Origin of the sequence: Gordonia sp. WA4-43, assembly GCF_020520305.1 — a bacterium.
In the GTDB taxonomy this organism is placed as follows: Bacteria; Actinomycetota; Actinomycetes; order Mycobacteriales; family Mycobacteriaceae; genus Gordonia; species Gordonia hongkongensis.
Genome location: NZ_CP084736.1, coordinates 563,334 through 579,689 on the forward strand (window position 1 = coordinate 563,334; position 16,356 = coordinate 579,689).

Annotated in this window: 15 protein-coding genes and 1 tRNA gene; 11 read left to right on the top strand and 5 right to left on the bottom strand. The window is 69.0% G+C overall.

Going from position 1 to position 16,356, the window contains the following annotated elements:
• Positions 1-56: 56 nt before the first annotated feature.
• Entirely contained in the window at positions 57-986 is a 930-nt protein-coding gene (locus tag LEL84_RS02650) for a mechanosensitive ion channel family protein (protein ID WP_065632191.1), read from the top strand.
• 66 nt (positions 987-1,052) lie between these two features.
• Here the strand turns inward: LEL84_RS02650 and LEL84_RS02655 are convergent.
• Positions 1,053-1,141, bottom strand: a tRNA-Leu gene (locus LEL84_RS02655).
• Between the two features lie 120 nt (positions 1,142-1,261).
• Between LEL84_RS02655 and LEL84_RS02660 the strand changes: the two genes are divergently transcribed.
• Together LEL84_RS02660 and LEL84_RS02665 are read left to right on the top strand one after the other, a co-directional pair.
• Positions 1,262-2,596, top strand: coding sequence for a M20/M25/M40 family metallo-hydrolase (locus tag LEL84_RS02660; RefSeq protein WP_226513258.1), 1,335 nt, complete (start codon positions 1,262-1,264; stop codon positions 2,594-2,596).
• Between the two features lie 106 nt (positions 2,597-2,702).
• A complete protein-coding gene (locus LEL84_RS02665) occupies positions 2,703-3,248 on the top strand; it encodes a YbhB/YbcL family Raf kinase inhibitor-like protein (protein WP_065632231.1) in 546 nt (181 codons plus the stop codon).
• A gap of 53 nt (positions 3,249-3,301) precedes the next feature.
• Here LEL84_RS02665 and LEL84_RS02670 read toward each other — a convergent pair whose 3' ends face one another.
• The 3 genes from LEL84_RS02670 to LEL84_RS02680 form a co-directional block, all read right to left on the bottom strand.
• The gene (locus LEL84_RS02670) at positions 3,302-4,438 is read right to left on the bottom strand and encodes a quinone-dependent dihydroorotate dehydrogenase (RefSeq protein WP_226513259.1); all 1,137 of its coding nucleotides are present in this window, start codon (positions 4,436-4,438) and stop codon (positions 3,302-3,304) included.
• Positions 4,432-4,779: a DUF5703 family protein gene (locus LEL84_RS02675; RefSeq protein WP_226513260.1), complete on the bottom strand. Its 348-nt coding sequence runs from the start codon at positions 4,777-4,779 to the stop codon at positions 4,432-4,434. Before LEL84_RS02675 ends, LEL84_RS02670 begins: the two co-directional genes overlap by 7 nt.
• Positions 4,780-4,849: 70 nt before the next feature.
• Entirely contained in the window at positions 4,850-5,881 is a 1,032-nt protein-coding gene (locus LEL84_RS02680; protein WP_226513261.1) for a hypothetical protein, read from the bottom strand.
• 149 nt (positions 5,882-6,030) lie between these two features.
• Here LEL84_RS02680 and LEL84_RS02685 point away from each other — a divergent pair, with 149 nt between their 5' ends.
• The 6 genes from LEL84_RS02685 to LEL84_RS02710 all read left to right on the top strand — a co-directional run bounded on the left by LEL84_RS02685 (position 6,031) and on the right by LEL84_RS02710 (position 10,971).
• Entirely contained in the window at positions 6,031-6,873 is an 843-nt protein-coding gene (locus LEL84_RS02685; RefSeq protein ID WP_058250412.1) for an undecaprenyl-diphosphate phosphatase, read from the top strand.
• A 67-nt stretch (positions 6,874-6,940) separates the two neighbouring features.
• Complete coding sequence (locus tag LEL84_RS02690; RefSeq protein WP_226513262.1) at positions 6,941-7,702, top strand: MSMEG_4193 family putative phosphomutase; 762 nt, start codon at positions 6,941-6,943, stop codon at positions 7,700-7,702.
• 25 nt (positions 7,703-7,727) lie between these two features.
• Positions 7,728-8,462 (top strand): DUF3090 domain-containing protein, encoded by a 735-nt coding sequence (locus tag LEL84_RS02695; RefSeq protein WP_226513263.1) that lies wholly within the window; start codon positions 7,728-7,730, stop codon positions 8,460-8,462.
• Entirely contained in the window at positions 8,434-9,288 is an 855-nt protein-coding gene (locus tag LEL84_RS02700; RefSeq protein WP_226513264.1) for an SCO1664 family protein, read from the top strand. Before LEL84_RS02695 ends, LEL84_RS02700 begins: the two co-directional genes overlap by 29 nt.
• Positions 9,289-9,354: 66 nt before the next feature.
• Complete coding sequence (mshC, locus tag LEL84_RS02705) at positions 9,355-10,608, top strand: cysteine--1-D-myo-inosityl 2-amino-2-deoxy-alpha-D-glucopyranoside ligase (protein WP_226513265.1); 1,254 nt, start codon at positions 9,355-9,357, stop codon at positions 10,606-10,608.
• Positions 10,609-10,662: 54 nt separating this feature from the next.
• Positions 10,663-10,971, top strand: coding sequence for a hypothetical protein (locus LEL84_RS02710; protein WP_058250417.1), 309 nt, complete (start codon positions 10,663-10,665; stop codon positions 10,969-10,971).
• 28 nt (positions 10,972-10,999) lie between these two features.
• Here LEL84_RS02710 and LEL84_RS02715 read toward each other — a convergent pair whose 3' ends face one another.
• Entirely contained in the window at positions 11,000-11,878 is an 879-nt protein-coding gene (locus tag LEL84_RS02715) for a PAC2 family protein (protein ID WP_058250418.1), read from the bottom strand.
• Between the two features lie 51 nt (positions 11,879-11,929).
• Here LEL84_RS02715 and metH point away from each other — a divergent pair, with 51 nt between their 5' ends.
• Together metH and LEL84_RS02725 are read left to right on the top strand one after the other, a co-directional pair.
• Positions 11,930-15,520, top strand: a complete 3,591-nt coding sequence (gene metH / locus LEL84_RS02720) for a methionine synthase (RefSeq protein WP_226513266.1) — start codon at positions 11,930-11,932, stop codon at positions 15,518-15,520.
• A 38-nt stretch (positions 15,521-15,558) separates the two neighbouring features.
• Positions 15,559-16,326, top strand: coding sequence for a crotonase/enoyl-CoA hydratase family protein (locus LEL84_RS02725; RefSeq protein ID WP_226513267.1), 768 nt, complete (start codon positions 15,559-15,561; stop codon positions 16,324-16,326).
• Positions 16,327-16,356 lie beyond the last annotated feature (30 nt).

A 16,356-nucleotide genomic window follows, 5' to 3' on the forward strand; every position in this document is an offset into this window, starting at 1 on the left:
CAACACGGGGTCGGTCACGACTGGACAACGATCTCATCATCCGTACGGTCGGACCCATGTCGATTCAGGACTCTGCCTTCGAATGGACGGAAACGAACCGCGAATGGCTGATCGAGAACCCCGCTCGCATCGTCGCCTACGTGGCCGTGGCGTTGATCGTCCGCTTCGTGATCCACCGTGCCATCGACCGCGCCACCCGGCCACGGACCGCCGGCGGGGAGCCGGGCCGCGGCTCCGCTCTCATGCGCGGACTGCGGTCGAAGTCGGCCTCCACCGAGCGCAACGCCCAGATCGCCGCACGCCGTGCACAGCGGGCCGCGACGATCGGGTCGGTGCTCAAGTCGACGGTGTCGATCGTGCTCCTCGTCTGGGTCGTGCTCTCGGTGCTCAGCGTGCTCGGCGTCAACATCGCGCCGTTCATCGCGTCGGCCGGCATCGTCGGCCTCGCCATCGGCTTCGGTGCGCAGAACCTGGTGCGCGACTTCGTGACCGGCGTCTTCATGCTGCTCGAGGACCAGTACGGCGTGGGTGACATCGTCGATCTCGGCGAGGCCGTCGGCGAGGTCGAATCGGTGGGGCTGCGCGTCACCACCCTGCGCGACATCGACGGCACCCTCTGGTACGTCCGCAACGGCGAGATCGCCCGCGTGGGCAACATGAGCCAGGAGTTCGCGGTCGCGCGCGTCGACGTCCCGGTGGCGCCCGGCGCCGACATCGACAAGGCGCAGCAGGTGGCCGACGAGGCGGCGCGCACCGCGGTGGAGGAGGACTCAACCGACATCCTCGGCCAGATCGAGATGCTCGGCGTCCAGGAGGTGTCGTCGGATCAGGTCGTCCTGCGTCTGACGGTGAAGACCAAGCCAAACGGCCAGTGGGCGGTGCAGCGGCGACTGCGTCGGGCGATCCTGCGGGCCTTCGTGGAGAACTCGATCGATCTGCCGTACTCGCGGGCGTGGGCGGCGCTGGCGGACTCGGTCGCACCCTGACGCGGAGATCGGCTGCGGCACAACGAGAAGAACCCCGGCGGTGAGCCGGGGTTCTTCTCGTTGTTCTGGTGTCCGAGGGGGGACTTGAACCCCCACGTCCGTTAATAGGACACTAGCACCTCAAGCTAGCGCGTCTGCCATTCCGCCACTCGGACCTGCGTGCCGCGGCGAGCGTCCGACGATCTCCCGCCGGTGGTCTCTCGACCCCGTCTCGCTGCAGCGGGATAACCCTAACCGAGGTTGCCCGTGTATCCCAAATCCCGTAGGAGTGAGGGGTGTCTTCACAGTCTGCGACCGACGAAGTGGTCGATCTGGTCAGCCAATTGATCCGTTTCGACACCTCCAACACGGGCGAGCCCGAGACCACGAAGGGCGAGGAGGAGTGCGCCAAGTGGGTGGCCCAGCAGCTCGAGGAGGTGGGTTACACCACGCAGTACGTCGAGTCCGGCCGTCCCGGCCGCGGCAACGTGTTTGCGCGCCTCGCCGGCCCGCCCGACTCCGATCGCGGCGCGCTGCTGATCCACGCCCACCTCGACGTCGTGCCCGCCGAACCGGCCGACTGGAGTGTTCACCCGTTCTCCGGTGCCATCAAGGACGGCTACATCTGGGGCCGCGGCGCGGTCGACATGAAAGACATGGCCGGAATGGCGCTGGCGCTCGCGCGTCAGTTCAAACGAGACGGCACCGTGCCGCCCCGGGAGCTGGTGTTCGCGTTCCTCGCCGACGAAGAGGCCGGCGGGGCGTGGGGCGCCCACTGGCTCGTCGGGAACCGGCCCGACCTGTTCGAGGGCATCACCGAGGCCGTCGGCGAGGTCGGCGGCTTCTCGCTCACCGTCGACCGGCCCGACGGCACGCAGAAACGTCTCTATCTGGTCGAGACGGCCGAGAAGGGGCTCGCGTGGATGCGGCTCACCGCCGAGGCGCGGGCCGGGCACGGATCGTTCCTGCACGACGAGAACGCCGTCACCGAGGTCGCCGAGGCGGTCGCCCGGATCGGTCGGCACACGTTCCCCCTGGTGATGACGGAATCGGTCAGCCAGTTCCTGGCCGAGGTCAGTGCGGAGACGGGCCTGGACCTGAGTCCCGAGGCCCCCGACCTGGAGACGTCGCTGTTCAAGCTGGGCAACCTCGCGCGGATCATCGGCGCGACCCTGCGTGACACCGCCAATCCCACGATGCTCAAGGCCGGCTACAAGGCCAACGTCATCCCGCAGAAGGCCGAGGCGGTCATCGACTGCCGCGTGCTCCCCGGGCGGCAGGCCGCGTTCGAGAAGGAGATCGACGAACTCATCGGGCCCAACGTGCGGCGGGAGTGGATCACTCATCTCGATTCCTACGAGACGACCTTCGACGGCGACCTGGTGGATGCGATGAACGCCGCCGTCCTCGAGCACGATCCGCAGGGAAAGACGGTGCCGTACATGCTCTCCGGCGGCACCGACGCCAAGGCGTTCGCGAAGCTGGGCATCCGGTGCTTCGGGTTCGCGCCGTTGCGGTTGCCGCCCGAACTCGACTTCGCGGCGCTGTTCCACGGCGTCGACGAGCGCGTGCCCGTCGATTCGGTTCTGTTCGGCACCAAGGTCTTCGAGCACTTTCTGCGGCACAGCTGAGCACATCACTACAGTGGGCGGCACGGCCTTCCCGCCGATCCGTGCGAACCGGTTCGGAGGGCGACCGGCACTCTTCCGACGCGCGAAACGTGAGAAAGGTGAACACATGTCGTCATTCGACCCGTACTCCCCGCTGCCGAGCCTTCCCGGTTTCACCCTGACCTCGGAGAGCTTCACCGACGGGGCCGCACTCGCCAACGGGCAGGTGAGCGGGATCATGGGTGCGGGTGGCGAGGACCTCTCCCCGCAGCTGAGCTGGTCCGGCTTCCCCGCCGAGACCAAGAGTTTCGCCGTCACCGTCTACGACCCCGACGCTCCGACCGCCGCCGGGTTCTGGCACTGGGCCGTCGCCGACATCCCCGCCTCGGTCACGAGCCTGCCCGAGGGCGCCGGCGACGACGACGGGTCCGGGCTCCCCGACGGCGCGGTCACTCTCACCAACGACGCTTCGCTACGCCGCTACATCGGTGCCGCGCCGCCGCCCGGACACGGCCCGCACCGCTATTTCGTCGTCGTGCACGCCGTGGACACCGAATCGCTCGGGCTGCCGGAGAACGCGACACCGGCCTACCTGGGTTTCAACCTGTTCTCGCATGCGATCGCGCGGGCGACCCTCGTCGGCACCTACGAGCAACCAGCCGAGAACGTCTGAGTTCTCGCACGGCCGATCGCCCGGTGCCCTGCGTACCGGGCGATCGGTGGCCGTCAGGGCTGGTTGCGGGCCGCGCAACCGACCGCGTCGGAGATCGACGCGAAGCCACCGTCGCGGGCGCGCCGGGCGAGTCCGGCATGGAGTTCGGCGAGCCACACCGGGCCGCCGTAGATGAAGCCGGTGTAGACCTGCAACAGGTCGGCACCGGCGCAGATCCGCTCCCAGGCCTGGTCGACGGTCTCGATGCCGCCCACGCTGACGAGCGCGATACGTCCGCCGACGCGGTCGTAGAGGCGACGCAGCACCGTCAGCGACCGAGCGGCGACCGGCGGCCCGGACAGACCACCGGCACCGATCTCGTCGACCTCGTGCGACGCGGTGCGCAGACCCTCGCGGCCGATCGTGGTGTTGGTGGCGACGATCCCGGCCAGGCCGAGCTCCACGGCCAGGTCCGCTACGGCGTCGACGTCGTCGTCGACGAGGTCGGGGGCGATCTTCACCAGCACCGGGACGCCCACGGCGGCGAGTACCGCGGCCAGGATGGGCCGCAGGGAGTCGACGGCTTGCAGATCGCGCAGCCCCGGGGTGTTCGGCGAACTCACGTTGACCACGACGAAATCCGCGAGCGGTCCGAGCAGTTCCGCCGAACGCCGGTAGTCGTCGATGGCGTCCTCGACCGGGACTACCTTGGTCTTGCCGATGTTGGCTCCGATGGGGACCGACACCGGCCCCCGGCGCACCTCGGTCAGGTGCTGTGCGGCCACCTCGGCACCGGGATTGTTGAAGCCCATCCGATTGATCAGCGCACGGTCCGCGGGCAGCCGGAACAATCGCGGCGTCGGATTCCCGGGCTGCCCCTGGCCGGTGATCGTGCCGATCTCGGCGAACCCGAAGCCGAGCTGACCCCAGGTGTTCACCGCGCCCGCCGTCTTGTCGAACCCGGCCGCCAGACCGATCGGGGCGGGGAAGTCGACGCCGAACACCCGCGTCCGCAGGATCGGATCATGCCGGGCCAACAGCCTCGCGGTCAGGAACGCCAACGGCGGAAACCGCCCGACGACGCGCAGGACCGAGAAGACGATGTGGTGGATTCGCTCCGGATCGACGCGGAACATGACCGAGCGCAGCAGGGGATAGCACCACCGGTTGAGCACGGGAAGTACTCGGGTGGTGCTGCGGGACATCAGCATGCGCGGGCGCTCCGTGGGTCGTTGTCGGTCAATCCGGTGGACCGGCCGCCGGTCGGGTCGGCGGTGTCGGGCCCGCGTGAACCTCGCGGGGGTCGGCGCCGTTTGAGCAGCACCTTGCGGGTTCCGTCGGAGTAGAGGCGCACCCGGGACAGCTCCCAACCGCCGAACTCCGCCTCGAGGGCCAACCGCATCGAGGCGGTCACCCGGGTGACGTCAGGGGGAAGACGTAGCAGGATGCACTCGACATCCTCCGAGGTGACCTCCCACCCGTCGGGATAGCGGGAACCGAGGCGCGCAGCAGTACGCGCACTACGAGCGTGCGGACGCCGGTCAGTATTCATTCGGCCCGCTCGCTTCGCTCCCGGCGCCGGGATTCATTCGGCCCGCTCGCTTCGCTCCCGGCGCCGGGGTTCATTCGGCCCGCCCGTCGTCGGGAACCACCTGGAGTCCGCCGTTCCGCGCCGAGAGCACGTAGACGGTGCCCGATCCGTCGACCACGATGCGGTCGGGCTGTACGACCGAGGCGAACCGCCGGACCTCGGTGGGTTCACCGTCTGCCAGGTCAAATGCCACCACCTCGTTGTCGCCGGTCGTCGAGACCCAGAGCAGGTCTCGGGTGTCGTCGTAGTCTACGGCGTACGGTCCGCCGGCCACCGGGTAGCGAAAGCGCATCACCTGTGGTGATCCGAAGAAGCCGAGGATCTCGCCGTCACGGGTGTTGGCGACCAGCACGCGTCCGAACTCGTCGACGGTCGAGTTGGTGGCCCCGTTGCCCGCACGCAGCGCCGGCCCCAGTTCACCGGATTCGGGGTCGACGGGGGTCACCGACGACTGCGCCCGATCCAGGACGACGACCTGGCCGTCGAGGCCTTCCGCAGACTCGGGCGCGGCCGTCACCGAGTCCACCCGTACGAAGCGATCGACGTCGTGCTTCTTCGCGAAGTCGTTGTCGTACACGAGGACTCGTCCATCGGCCGTGCCGACGACGAGCAGCCCGGCCGTGGTCCGGGCGATCGCCGTCGGCTGGTCGGACTCGAGGTCGCCCGTGCGGACCCGCCCGTCGGCATCGACGACGACGAGCGCACCCGGGCCCGCGCCGACGAACCCGCCGTCGTCGCCGGCGGCCAGGGCGGTGAGGCCCGGGACCGCGACCGTCTGCGGCGGGGTCGTCAGCGCCCCGGCGTCGTAGCGGAGGATCTGGTTGCCGTCGGCCGTGAGGACGGCGACGCTGCCACCCGACGCGGCGAGCGCACGCGCCCCGGCCGGGGCGGGCACGACGGTGCCCGCGGGAGCCGTCGTCGAATTCGCGGGCGCCTCCGGCGCGGTCGCGGGCACGACGGTCGGTACGTCAGGGGTGCCGTCGTCGGAGCCGCACGCGGTGATCATGCCCACACCGATGACCAGTGCCGCCGTGGCCGCGATCGGACCCCGTAGCCGCGACATGCCCGTGTGGGACTGGTGACTTGGGCGTGAAGGTCGCGGGAAGAGCATGTCCCCATCTTGCGCGACCGCTTCCGCGCGCCGCTCAGGCGGGTCGGGGCCGTGTCGCCGTGTCGGGTCGGCTGCGGCGGTCCCAAGTAGCATCGGGCGCCGTGACCGACACCATGACGTGGACCCAGTCGATCGTCCTCGGGGCGTTGCAGGGTCTCACCGAGTTCCTGCCGATCTCGTCGTCCGGGCATCTCCGGATCGCCTCCGAACTGATGTTCGGCGAGGACGCCGGCGCCTCCTTCACCGCGGTCACGCAGCTCGGCACCGAGGCCGCGGTCCTCGTCTTCTTCGCCCGCGACATCGTCCGCATCATCACCGCGTGGTTCCGCGGGCTCCGCCATGCCGACGAGCGGAACGTCGACTACCGGATCGGCTGGTACGTGATCTTCGCGACCATCCCGATCGGCCTGATCGGCTTCCTGTTCAAGGACGAGATACGCACCACCGGACGCAATCTGTGGCTCGTCGCCATCATGTTGATCGTGTTCGCCGGCGTGTTCTGGCTGGCCGAGCGCTACGGGCAGAAGCAGCGGAACCTCGAGCAGCTCACCCTGCGGGACGGCCTCGTGATGGGCGGCGCCCAGTGTCTGGCGCTGATCCCGGGCGTGTCGCGCTCAGGTGCGACCGCTAGTGCCGGCCTGTTCCTTGGACTCGAACGCGAGGCCGCCTTCCGCTTCTCCTTCCTGCTGGCCATCCCCGCGGTCACCGCATCCGGCCTGTTCAGCCTCCCGGACGCGTTCAACCCGAGCGGGGAGGGCATGGAGGCCAGCGGGCCCCAGCTGCTCGTCGCGACGCTGGTCGCGTTCGTCGTCGGTTATGCCGCGATCGCCTGGCTGCTCAAGTTCGTCAGCGCGCACTCCATGAACTGGTTCGGCGCCTATCGCATCGTGCTGGGCGTCACGCTGATCATCCTGCTGTCGACCGGCGTCGTCTCGGCGACCTGATGCCACGGCCGCGGCGCCGGGCGGTCGCGCCGTGCGGTCCCGCCGGGCCGGTGCCTATGGTTGTGGGATGACCGTGATCCTTCTCCGGCACGGCCGTTCGACGGCGAACACCTCAGGGGTGCTCGCCGGTCGCAGCGCCGGCGTCCACCTCGACGACCGCGGGCGCGTCCAGGCCGATGATCTGGTTCGGCGCCTCGGCGACCATCTCGGGTCCATTCGCGCGGTGGCGCGTTCGCCGCTCGATCGGTGCGCCGAGACCGTCCAGCCATTGCTGGCGGCGCTGGCCGCCGGTGGTCAGGCGCCACCCGAGATCGTCGTGGACGATCTCGCCGAGGTCGACTACGGCGGGTGGACCGGGCGTCCGATCTCGGAACTGCTGAAGGAACCGCTGTGGAAGGTCGTGCAGCGGCAGCCGTCGGCCGCGATCTTCCCCGACGGGGAGGGACTCGCCGACGTACAGGCACGGGCCGTACGCGCCATCCGCGAACTGGACCGCGTCCACGGCGGCCCGGACGGTTCCGGGGTGTGGATCGCCTGCTCGCACGGTGACGTGATCAAGTCGATCATCGCCGACGCCATGGGCAGCCACCTCGACGCCTTCCAGCGCATCGTCGTCGAACCGGCGTCGATCAGCGTGATCCGCTACACGCCGTCGCGGCCGTATGTCCATACGGTAAATGCGACCGAGTTGCTGTCCATCCCGAAGCCCCCGCCGCCGGCGCAGGACGGGCAACGACCGTCCGACGACGCGGTGGTGGGCGGCGACACGGGCGCGGATGTCGCGCCGTCCGCCAACGGTGCCGCGACGATCCCGGCGACATCGGGATAATGAACCAGACGACGAAGGAGGTGTGATGTCTCGAGCGATTCACGTGTTCCGGAGCCCGGACCGCTTCGTGGCGGGCACGATCGGGCAACCCGGTGACCGCACGTTCTACCTCCAGGCGGTCCACGAGGCCCGCATCATCAGCGTGATGCTGGAGAAGCAGCAGGTGCAGATCCTCGCCGACCGGATCGGTGCCCTGCTCGACGAGATCCACCGACGCTTCGGCACGCCGATCCCGCCGGAGACCGACCGGGTCGGTGACCTGAGTCCGCTGGTGATGCCGGTCGACGCCGAGTTCCGGGTCGGCACCATGGGTCTCGGCTGGGACGCCGAATCCGAGGCGGTCGTGGTCGAGTTGCTTGCCATCACCGAGGGGGAGTTCGACGAGAGCGTGGTCCTCGACGACACCGACGAGGGCCCGGACGCGGTGCGGGTCTTCCTGACGACCGCGGCGGCCCGCGAGTTCGCCGCCCGTTCGTCGAGGGTGATATCCGCGGGACGACAGCCGTGCCCGTTGTGCAGCGAACCGCTCGATCCCGAAGGTCACCTGTGTATCCGGACCAACGGATACAAACGGGATGCGGAGTTGAGCAAATCCCTCGACTTCATCGACCCCGATGTCTTCAACAGCCTTGCCGCACAGAATGATCCGGGCCTGGCGGCCGATGACGACCCCTTCGGTCAGGCGGGGGACACCCCGCCGTCGGGTGACCCGGACGACCCCGACGAGCCCGGTGACGCCGGCTCTTCCGCGCGTGACTGACGAGCCCGCGGTCGACCACGTCCTCCGCGACGGCGAACTCACCATCCTCGGCCGGATCCCGTCGGCAAGCAACGCGACGCTCGTCTGCGATGCGGTGCTCGACGACCGGACCTCGGTGCGCTGTGTCTACAAACCGGTGCGCGGTGAGGTCCCGCTGTGGGACTTCCCCGACGGCACGCTCGCCGGACGGGAAGTGGCGTCGTATCTGATCTCGGAGGCGCTGGGGTGGGACACGATCCCGACCACGGTGCACCGCGACGGGCCGCTCGGGCCCGGGATGGTGCAGCGCTGGGTCGAGACACCCGACAACACCGATCACCCGATCCCGGAGACCGAACCGCGGGTCGACCTGGTCGACCTGTGCCCGGTGGGCGCGGTACCCACCGGCTATCTCGCGGTCCTGCAGGCCTACGACCCGTACGGCGACCCCGTCGTGCTGGTGCACGCCGACGATCCGCGGTTGCAGCGCATGTCGGTGCTCGACGTCATCCTCAACAACGCCGACCGCAAGGGCGGTCACGTCCTGGAAGGTCTGGACGGCACCGTCTACGGGATCGACCACGGCATCTGCCTGCACGAGGAGGACAAGCTGCGCACGGTGCTGTGGGGCTGGGCGGGCGAACCGGTACCCGGGCACCTCGTCGCCGATGTCGCCGAACTGGCGGAGCGCTTGGAGACCGACGGCTCGGCCCTGCGCGTACAGCTCGCCGAACACATCACGCCCGACGAGATCGAGTCGCTCGCGATCCGCGCGATCGTGGTCGCCGAGAGCGCGACCATGCCGCACCCGCCCGGTCACCGGCCCATCCCGTGGCCGCCGTTCTGAGCGAGTGCGCTCCGTCCCGGACGAGGCCGTGAAGGGCCTGCGCGCGGTGGGCAATACAGTGGACGCATGCAGACGTGGCCCGATCTCGAACTCCCCGCCGTACCGGGCAGTGGACCCGCCCTCCGTCTCTACGACACCGCCGACCGTGCGGTCCGTCCCGTCGCCCCCGGGGCCACCGCGACCATGTACGTGTGCGGCATCACCCCCTACGACGCGACCCACCTGGGGCACGCCGCCACCTATGTGACCTTCGACCAGGTCAACCGGATCCTGCGCGATCAGGGCCACGAGGTCCACTACGTGCAGAACGTCACCGACGTCGACGACCCGCTGTTCGAACGGGCGGACCGGGACGGCGTCGACTGGCGTGATCTCGGGGCGCGGGAGACGCAGCTGTTCCGCGACGACATGACCGCTCTGCGCGTCCTGCCCCCGCGCGATTACATCGGCGCGGTCGAGTCGGTCAACGAGGTCGTCGAGGTCGTCGGCAAGCTGCTGGCCTCCGGGGCCGCCTACACCGTCGACGACGCGCAGTTCCCGGACGTCTATTTCCGCACCGATGCCACCGAACAGTTCGGCTACGAGTCGGGGTACGACCGCGAGACCATGGAACGGTTCTTCGCCGAGCGCGGCGGCGATCCCGATCGTCCCGGCAAACGCGATCCGCTCGACGCGCTGCTGTGGCGCGCCGAACGTCCGGGCGAGCCGTCGTGGGAGTCGCCGTTCGGTCCGGGCCGGCCGGGCTGGCACATCGAGTGTTCGGCGATCGCGCTGAACCGGCTCGGGATCGAGTTCGACATCCAGGGCGGCGGTAACGATCTCATCTATCCGCACCACGAGTACTCGGCGGCCCACGGGGAGGCCCTCACCGGTTCGCGGCGGTTCGCCCGGCACTACGTGCACACCGGGATGGTCGGGCTCGACGGCGAGAAGATGTCGAAGAGTCGTGGCAATCTCGTGTTCGTGTCGGTCCTGCGTCGCGAGGGCGTGGACCCCGCGGCCATCCGACTCGCACTGCTCGCCGACCACTACCGCGGTGACCGGATGTGGACGGACGCGGTCCTGGACACGGCCGTCGAACGCCTCGGTCGCTGGCGTGCGGCGCTCGGCGCGAGTACCGGACCCGACGCCGAACCGGTCATCGCGCGGCTCCGCCAGCATCTCGCCGACGATCTCGACACCCCTAAAGCGCTTGCCGCAGTGGACGGTTGGTGCGCGGATGTCCGCAACGGAATCGGTTCGTCGACGACGGCGCCCGCCGAACTCGCGGCCGCGGTCGACGCGCTGCTGGGAATCCCGCTCGTCCCCGACGTCCGATAGGCGTTGTCCCCACACCCGGATGTCCGCGCGCCGACGTCTGGGTAGAGTGCTGACGTGGCGCGCGTGCAAGAGATCCGACCCGAGACCGACGCCGGGGTGTACACCGTCGTCACCCGGACGTCGACCTACCTGCTGGATTTCACCGAGATGACGCTGCTCCGGGCCCCCGGGGTCGGCGGCACCGAGAACGAGGACTGGACGGTCAGCAGGCTCCGACGCGACTCCGAGGACATCCCGCTGCTCGGGGTGAAGTCCTGTCGCCTGGGGGAGTCCGCGCAATTCTGGGTGCGCGCCGCCGACGATCCCGACGTCCGCACGTGGCGGATCACCACCCCGGTGGTGTCCATCGAGAAGATCGGCTGACGACCCGGATTCCGGCCGGACGCCTGGTTCAGGGTCCGAACGGGCCCTGGCCGCGACGTTTGAGGTAGCGCTCGAACTCCGCGGCCAGCGCGTCGCCGTCGATCTTCGCCATGACCTCGTCGGTGTCGACCTCGGCATCCCCGCGCTCCTCGAGCCCGCGCACGTAGTCGGCGATCTCCTCGTCGTCCTCGGTCATCTCGGTGACCGCGCGTTCCCATTCCTCCGCCTGCTCGGGGAGGGTGCCGAGCGGCACCTCTATGTCGAGGACCTCCTCGACCCGGGTCAGCAGCGCCACCGTGGCCTTCGGGTTCGGCGGCGTCGACACGTAGTGGGGGACGGCCGCCCAGAACGAGACGGCCGGCAGACCCGCCTGGACGAAGAGATCCTGGAGCACGCCGGTGATGCCGGTCGGTCCCTCGTAGCGACTCTCCGCGAGGTTGTACCGGGCCGCGGACTCGCTGCTGTAGGCCGCACCGGTCACCGGCACCGGGCGGGTGTGCGGGGTGTCGGCGAGCAACGCGCCCAGCATCACCGTGGTCTCGACACCGAGCTCTTGCGCGAGGTCGACGATCTCGGCGCAGAACGCCCGCCACCGCATGTTGGGTTCGATGCCGCGGACCAGCACGATGTCGCGGTCGGCGCCCCGCGGGCTGCAGTACGAGATCGACGTCGTCGGCCAGTCGATCCGGCGCGTGACCCCGTCGATCTGATTCACGGTGGGGCGATTGACCTGGAAGTCGTAGTATTCATCGGAGTCGATGTCGGCGAGGGGTCGGGCGTCCCATTCGAGTGCCAGGTGCTCGACAGCGCTGCTGGCGGCGTCCCCGGCGTCGTTCCACCCCTCGAAGGCCGCGAGCAGAATGGGTCTGCGCAGCTGGGGAAGGTTCGACGTCTGCTCAGCGTTCACCGATCCAGCCTACGACCGAACACGCAGAGAGGGCGAACTACGCTGTCAACCATGTCCCCTGACTTCTCCGGAACCGATCCACGCGATTTCGACACGACATTTCTGTCGGCGATGTCGCGTCGGGTACTGATCGGCGACGGGGCGATGGGCACCATGCTGCAGGCCGCGGATCTGACGCTCGACGATTTCCGTGGCCTCGAGGGTTGCAACGAGATCCTCAACGACACCCGGCCCGACGTCCTCGAGGGCATCCACCGTGCGTACTTCGAGGCCGGCGCCGACGCCGTGGAGACCAACACCTTCGGGTGCAACCTCTCGAATCTGGGCGATTACGACATCGCGGACCGGATCCGGGAGCTGTCGTACAGTGGAACGACGATCGCGCGCGGCGTCGCCGACGAGATGGGTCCCTCGGCCGACGGCACCGACCGTTTCGTCCTGGGTTCGATCGGGCCGGGCACCAAGCTGCCCAGCCTCGGCCACACCACGTATGCGGCCATCCGCGACGCCTACCTGGAATGCGTCATCGGCATGCTCGAGGGCGGTGCCGACGCGATCCTGATCGAGACCTCGCAGGATCTGCTGCAGGTCAAATCGGCGGTGGTGGCCGCCCGCCGTGCGATGGAGCGGGTGGGCCGCAGGATCCCGATCATCTCCCACGTCACGGTCGAGACGACCGGCACGATGCTCCTCGGCTCGGAGATCGGTGCCGCGCTGACGGCGCTGGAGCCGCTCGGTATCGATCTGATCGGCCTGAACTGCGCCACCGGTCCCGCCGAGATGAGCGAGCACCTGCGGTACCTCTCCAAGCACGCGCGCATCCCGGTGTCGGTGATGCCCAATGCCGGTCTGCCGGTCCTCGGTGCCAACGGCGCCGAGTACCCGCTGACGCCCGAGGAACTCGCGCAGGCCATGTCGCAGTTCGTGGGCGAGTTCGGCCTGCAGTTCGTCGGCGGCTGTTGCGGCACGACACCCGAACACATCCGGCAGGTCGCGGACGCGGTGTCCGAGGTGACCCCGGCGACCCGGACCCCGGAACACGAGTCGGAGACGTCGTCGCTGTACTCCGCGGTGCCCTTCGACCAGGACGCCAGCTTCCTGGTGATCGGTGAGCGCACGAACACCAACGGCTCCAAGGCCTTCCGCGAGGCGATGATCGCCGAGGACTACCAGAAGTGCCTCGACATCGCGAAGGACCAGACACGCGACGGCGCGCACATGCTGGACCTCAACGTCGACTACGTCGGTCGCGACGGCGCCGCCGACATGACGGCCCTCGCCAGCCGGTTCGCCACCTCGTCGACGCTGCCGATCATGCTCGACTCCACCGAGCCGGAGGTCATCCGAGCCGGTCTGGAGTCGCTGGGCGGGCGCTGCGCGGTGAACTCGGTCAACTACGAGGACGGCGACGGACCGGATTCGCGGTTCACCAAGATCATGCAGCTCGTCGTCGAGCACGGGGCGGCGGTCGTCGCGCTCACCATCGACGAGGAGGGGCAGGCGCGTACCGCGGACTGGAAGGTCCGGGTGGCCGAGCGGCTGATCGCCGACATCACCGGCAACTGGGGACTCGCCGAAGAGGACATCATCCTCGACACGCTGACCTTCCCGATCTCGACGGGTCAGGAAGAAGTCCGACGCGACGGCATCGAGACCATCGAGGCCATCCGCCGGCTGCACGAGGCCCACCCCGACGTGCACTTCACGCTGGGCATCTCGAACATCTCCTTCGGGCTCAATCCCGCTGCGCGACAGGTGCTCAACTCGGTCTTCCTGCACGAGTGCGTACAGGCCGGCCTCGACACCGCGATCGTGCACGCGTCGAAGATCCTGCCGATGGCCCGGATCCCGGAGGAGCACCGCGAGGTCGCCCTCGACCTCGTCTACGACCGTCGACGTGAGGGTTACGACCCGCTGCAGAAGCTCATGGAGCTGTTCGAGGGTGTCTCGGCCGCCTCGGCGCGTGAGTCGCGGGCCCAGGAACTGGCGAAGCTGCCGCTGTTCGAGCGCCTGGAGCGCCGGATCGTCGACGGTGAGCGCAACGGTCTGACCGACGACCTCGACGAGGCGATGACCCAGGTCCCGCCGCTGACGATCATCAACGACACGCTGCTGGCCGGGATGAAGACCGTCGGCGAACTCTTCGGTTCGGGCCAGATGCAGCTGCCGTTCGTGCTGCAGTCCGCCGAGGTGATGAAGACCGCGGTGGCGCATCTCGAGCCGCACATGGAGGCCACCGGCGAGGACGGCAAGGGACGCATCGTCCTCGCCACCGTCAAGGGCGACGTGCACGACATCGGCAAGAACCTCGTCGACATCATCCTGTCCAACAACGGGTACGAGGTCGTCAACATCGGCATCAAACAGCCGATCGCGACCATCCTCGACGTCGCCGCGGACAAGCGGGCGGACGTCATCGGGATGTCCGGGCTGCTGGTCAAGTCGACCGTGGTGATGAAGGAGAACCTCGAGGAGATCAACTCCCGCGGGCTCGCCGACGAGTACCCGGTCCTCCTCGGCGGCGCCGCACTCACCCGCTCCTACGTCGAGAACGATCTCTCCGAGACCTACGAGGGCGACGTGCACTATGCGCGTGACGCTTTCGAGGGTCTGCGCCTGATGGACGACATCATGGCGACCAAACGCGGCGGGGGACCCGACCCGGACAGCGACGAGGCGAAGGCCGCGGCGGAGAAGGCCGCCGAACGCAAGGCCCGCCATGAGCGATCGAAGCGCATCGCGGCCAAGCGCAAGGCCGCCGAGGAACCCGTCGAGGTGCCGGCCCGCTCGGATGTGGCCGCCGACAACGAGATCCCGACCCCGCCGTTCTGGGGGTCGCGGATCGTCAAGGGCGTCCCGATCGCGGACTACATGCAGCTCCTCGACGAGCGCGCGCTGTTCCTGGGTCAGTGGGGTCTTCGGGGCGCCCGCGGTGGTGACGGGCCGTCGTATGAGGACCTCGTCGAGACCGAGGGCCGTCCGCGACTGCGGTACTGGATCGATCGCCTGTCGACCGAGAACATCCTGCAGCACGCCGCGGTGGTCTACGGGTACTACCCGGCGGTCAGCGACGGCGACACCGTCCACGTGCTCACCGAGCCGGAACCCGATGCGCCGGTGCGGTTCAGCTTCACGTTCCCGCGTCAGCAGCGGTCGCGGTTCCTGTGCATCGCGGACTTCATCCGGTCCCGCCCCGACGCGACGGCCGCCGGAAAGGTCGACGTGCTGCCGTTCCAGCTCGTCACCATGGGACAGCCGATCGCCGACTTCGCCAACAAGCTGTTCGCCGACAACGCCTACCGCGACTACCTCGAGGTACACGGCATCGGCGTGCAGCTGACCGAGGCGCTCGCCGAATACTGGCACCAGCGGGTGCGCAGCGAACTCGCGTTCGGCGACCGCACGATGGCCAGCGAGGACCCGGAGAACGCCCAGGGCTTCTTCGACCTCGAATACCGTGGCGCGCGTTTCTCGTTCGGTTACGGCGCCTGCCCCGACCTCGAGGACCGCGCGAAGATGATGGAGTTGCTCGAGCCAGGGCGGATCGGCGTCGAATTGTCCGAGGAGTTGCAGTTGCATCCCGAGCAGTCGACCGACGCGTTCGTGTTGCACCATCCGGAGGCGAAGTACTTCAACACCTGACGTACTTCGCCACCGGATCGAGGGACGGGGGACAGGCGATGACGGTTCTGGAGCGGTCCGAGGGGCCGGTGCGGATCATCGGGATCGACCGGCCGGATCGGCGCAACGCCGTCGACCGGGCGACGGCCGATGCGCTGGCGGATGCCTTCCGGCGGTTCGACGCCGACGACTCGGTGTCGGTCGCGGTGCTCTACGGCGAAGGCGGGACCTTTTGCGCCGGAGCCGATCTCAAGGCCATCTCGGACGGTGACCCGAATCGGGTGGCACCCGACGGTGACGGTCCGATGGGCCCGACGCGGATGACGTTGTCCAAGCCGGTCATCGCGGCGATCTCCGGGCACGCCGTGGCCGGCGGACTGGAGCTGGCGCTGTGGGCGGACCTGCGTGTGGTCGACGACGACGCCGTCTTCGGGGTGTTCTGCCGTCGCTGGGGTGTCCCGCTGATCGACGGTGGGACCGTTCGACTTCCGCGCCTGATCGGTGAGAGCCGGGCCATGGATCTCGTGCTGACCGGCCGGGCGGTACCCGCCAGTGAGGCCCTGTCGATCGGGCTCGCCAATCGCGTCGTCCCGTCCGGGACCGCGCTACCGGCCGCGATCGCGCTGGCCACGGAGATCGCCGCGTTCCCGCAGACGTGCATGCGCCAGGACCGGCTGTCGGTCCTCGAGCAGGACGGCCTGGACACGGACGCGGCCATCGCCAACGAACTCCGACACGGCATGGTCTCGCTCGCCACCGACACCCTGGCCGGCGCAAGCAGATTCGCCGGCGGTGCGGGCCGGCACGGGGAGGGCGTGGGCAGCTAGACGATCCGAAGAATGCGGAACGTCTCGACG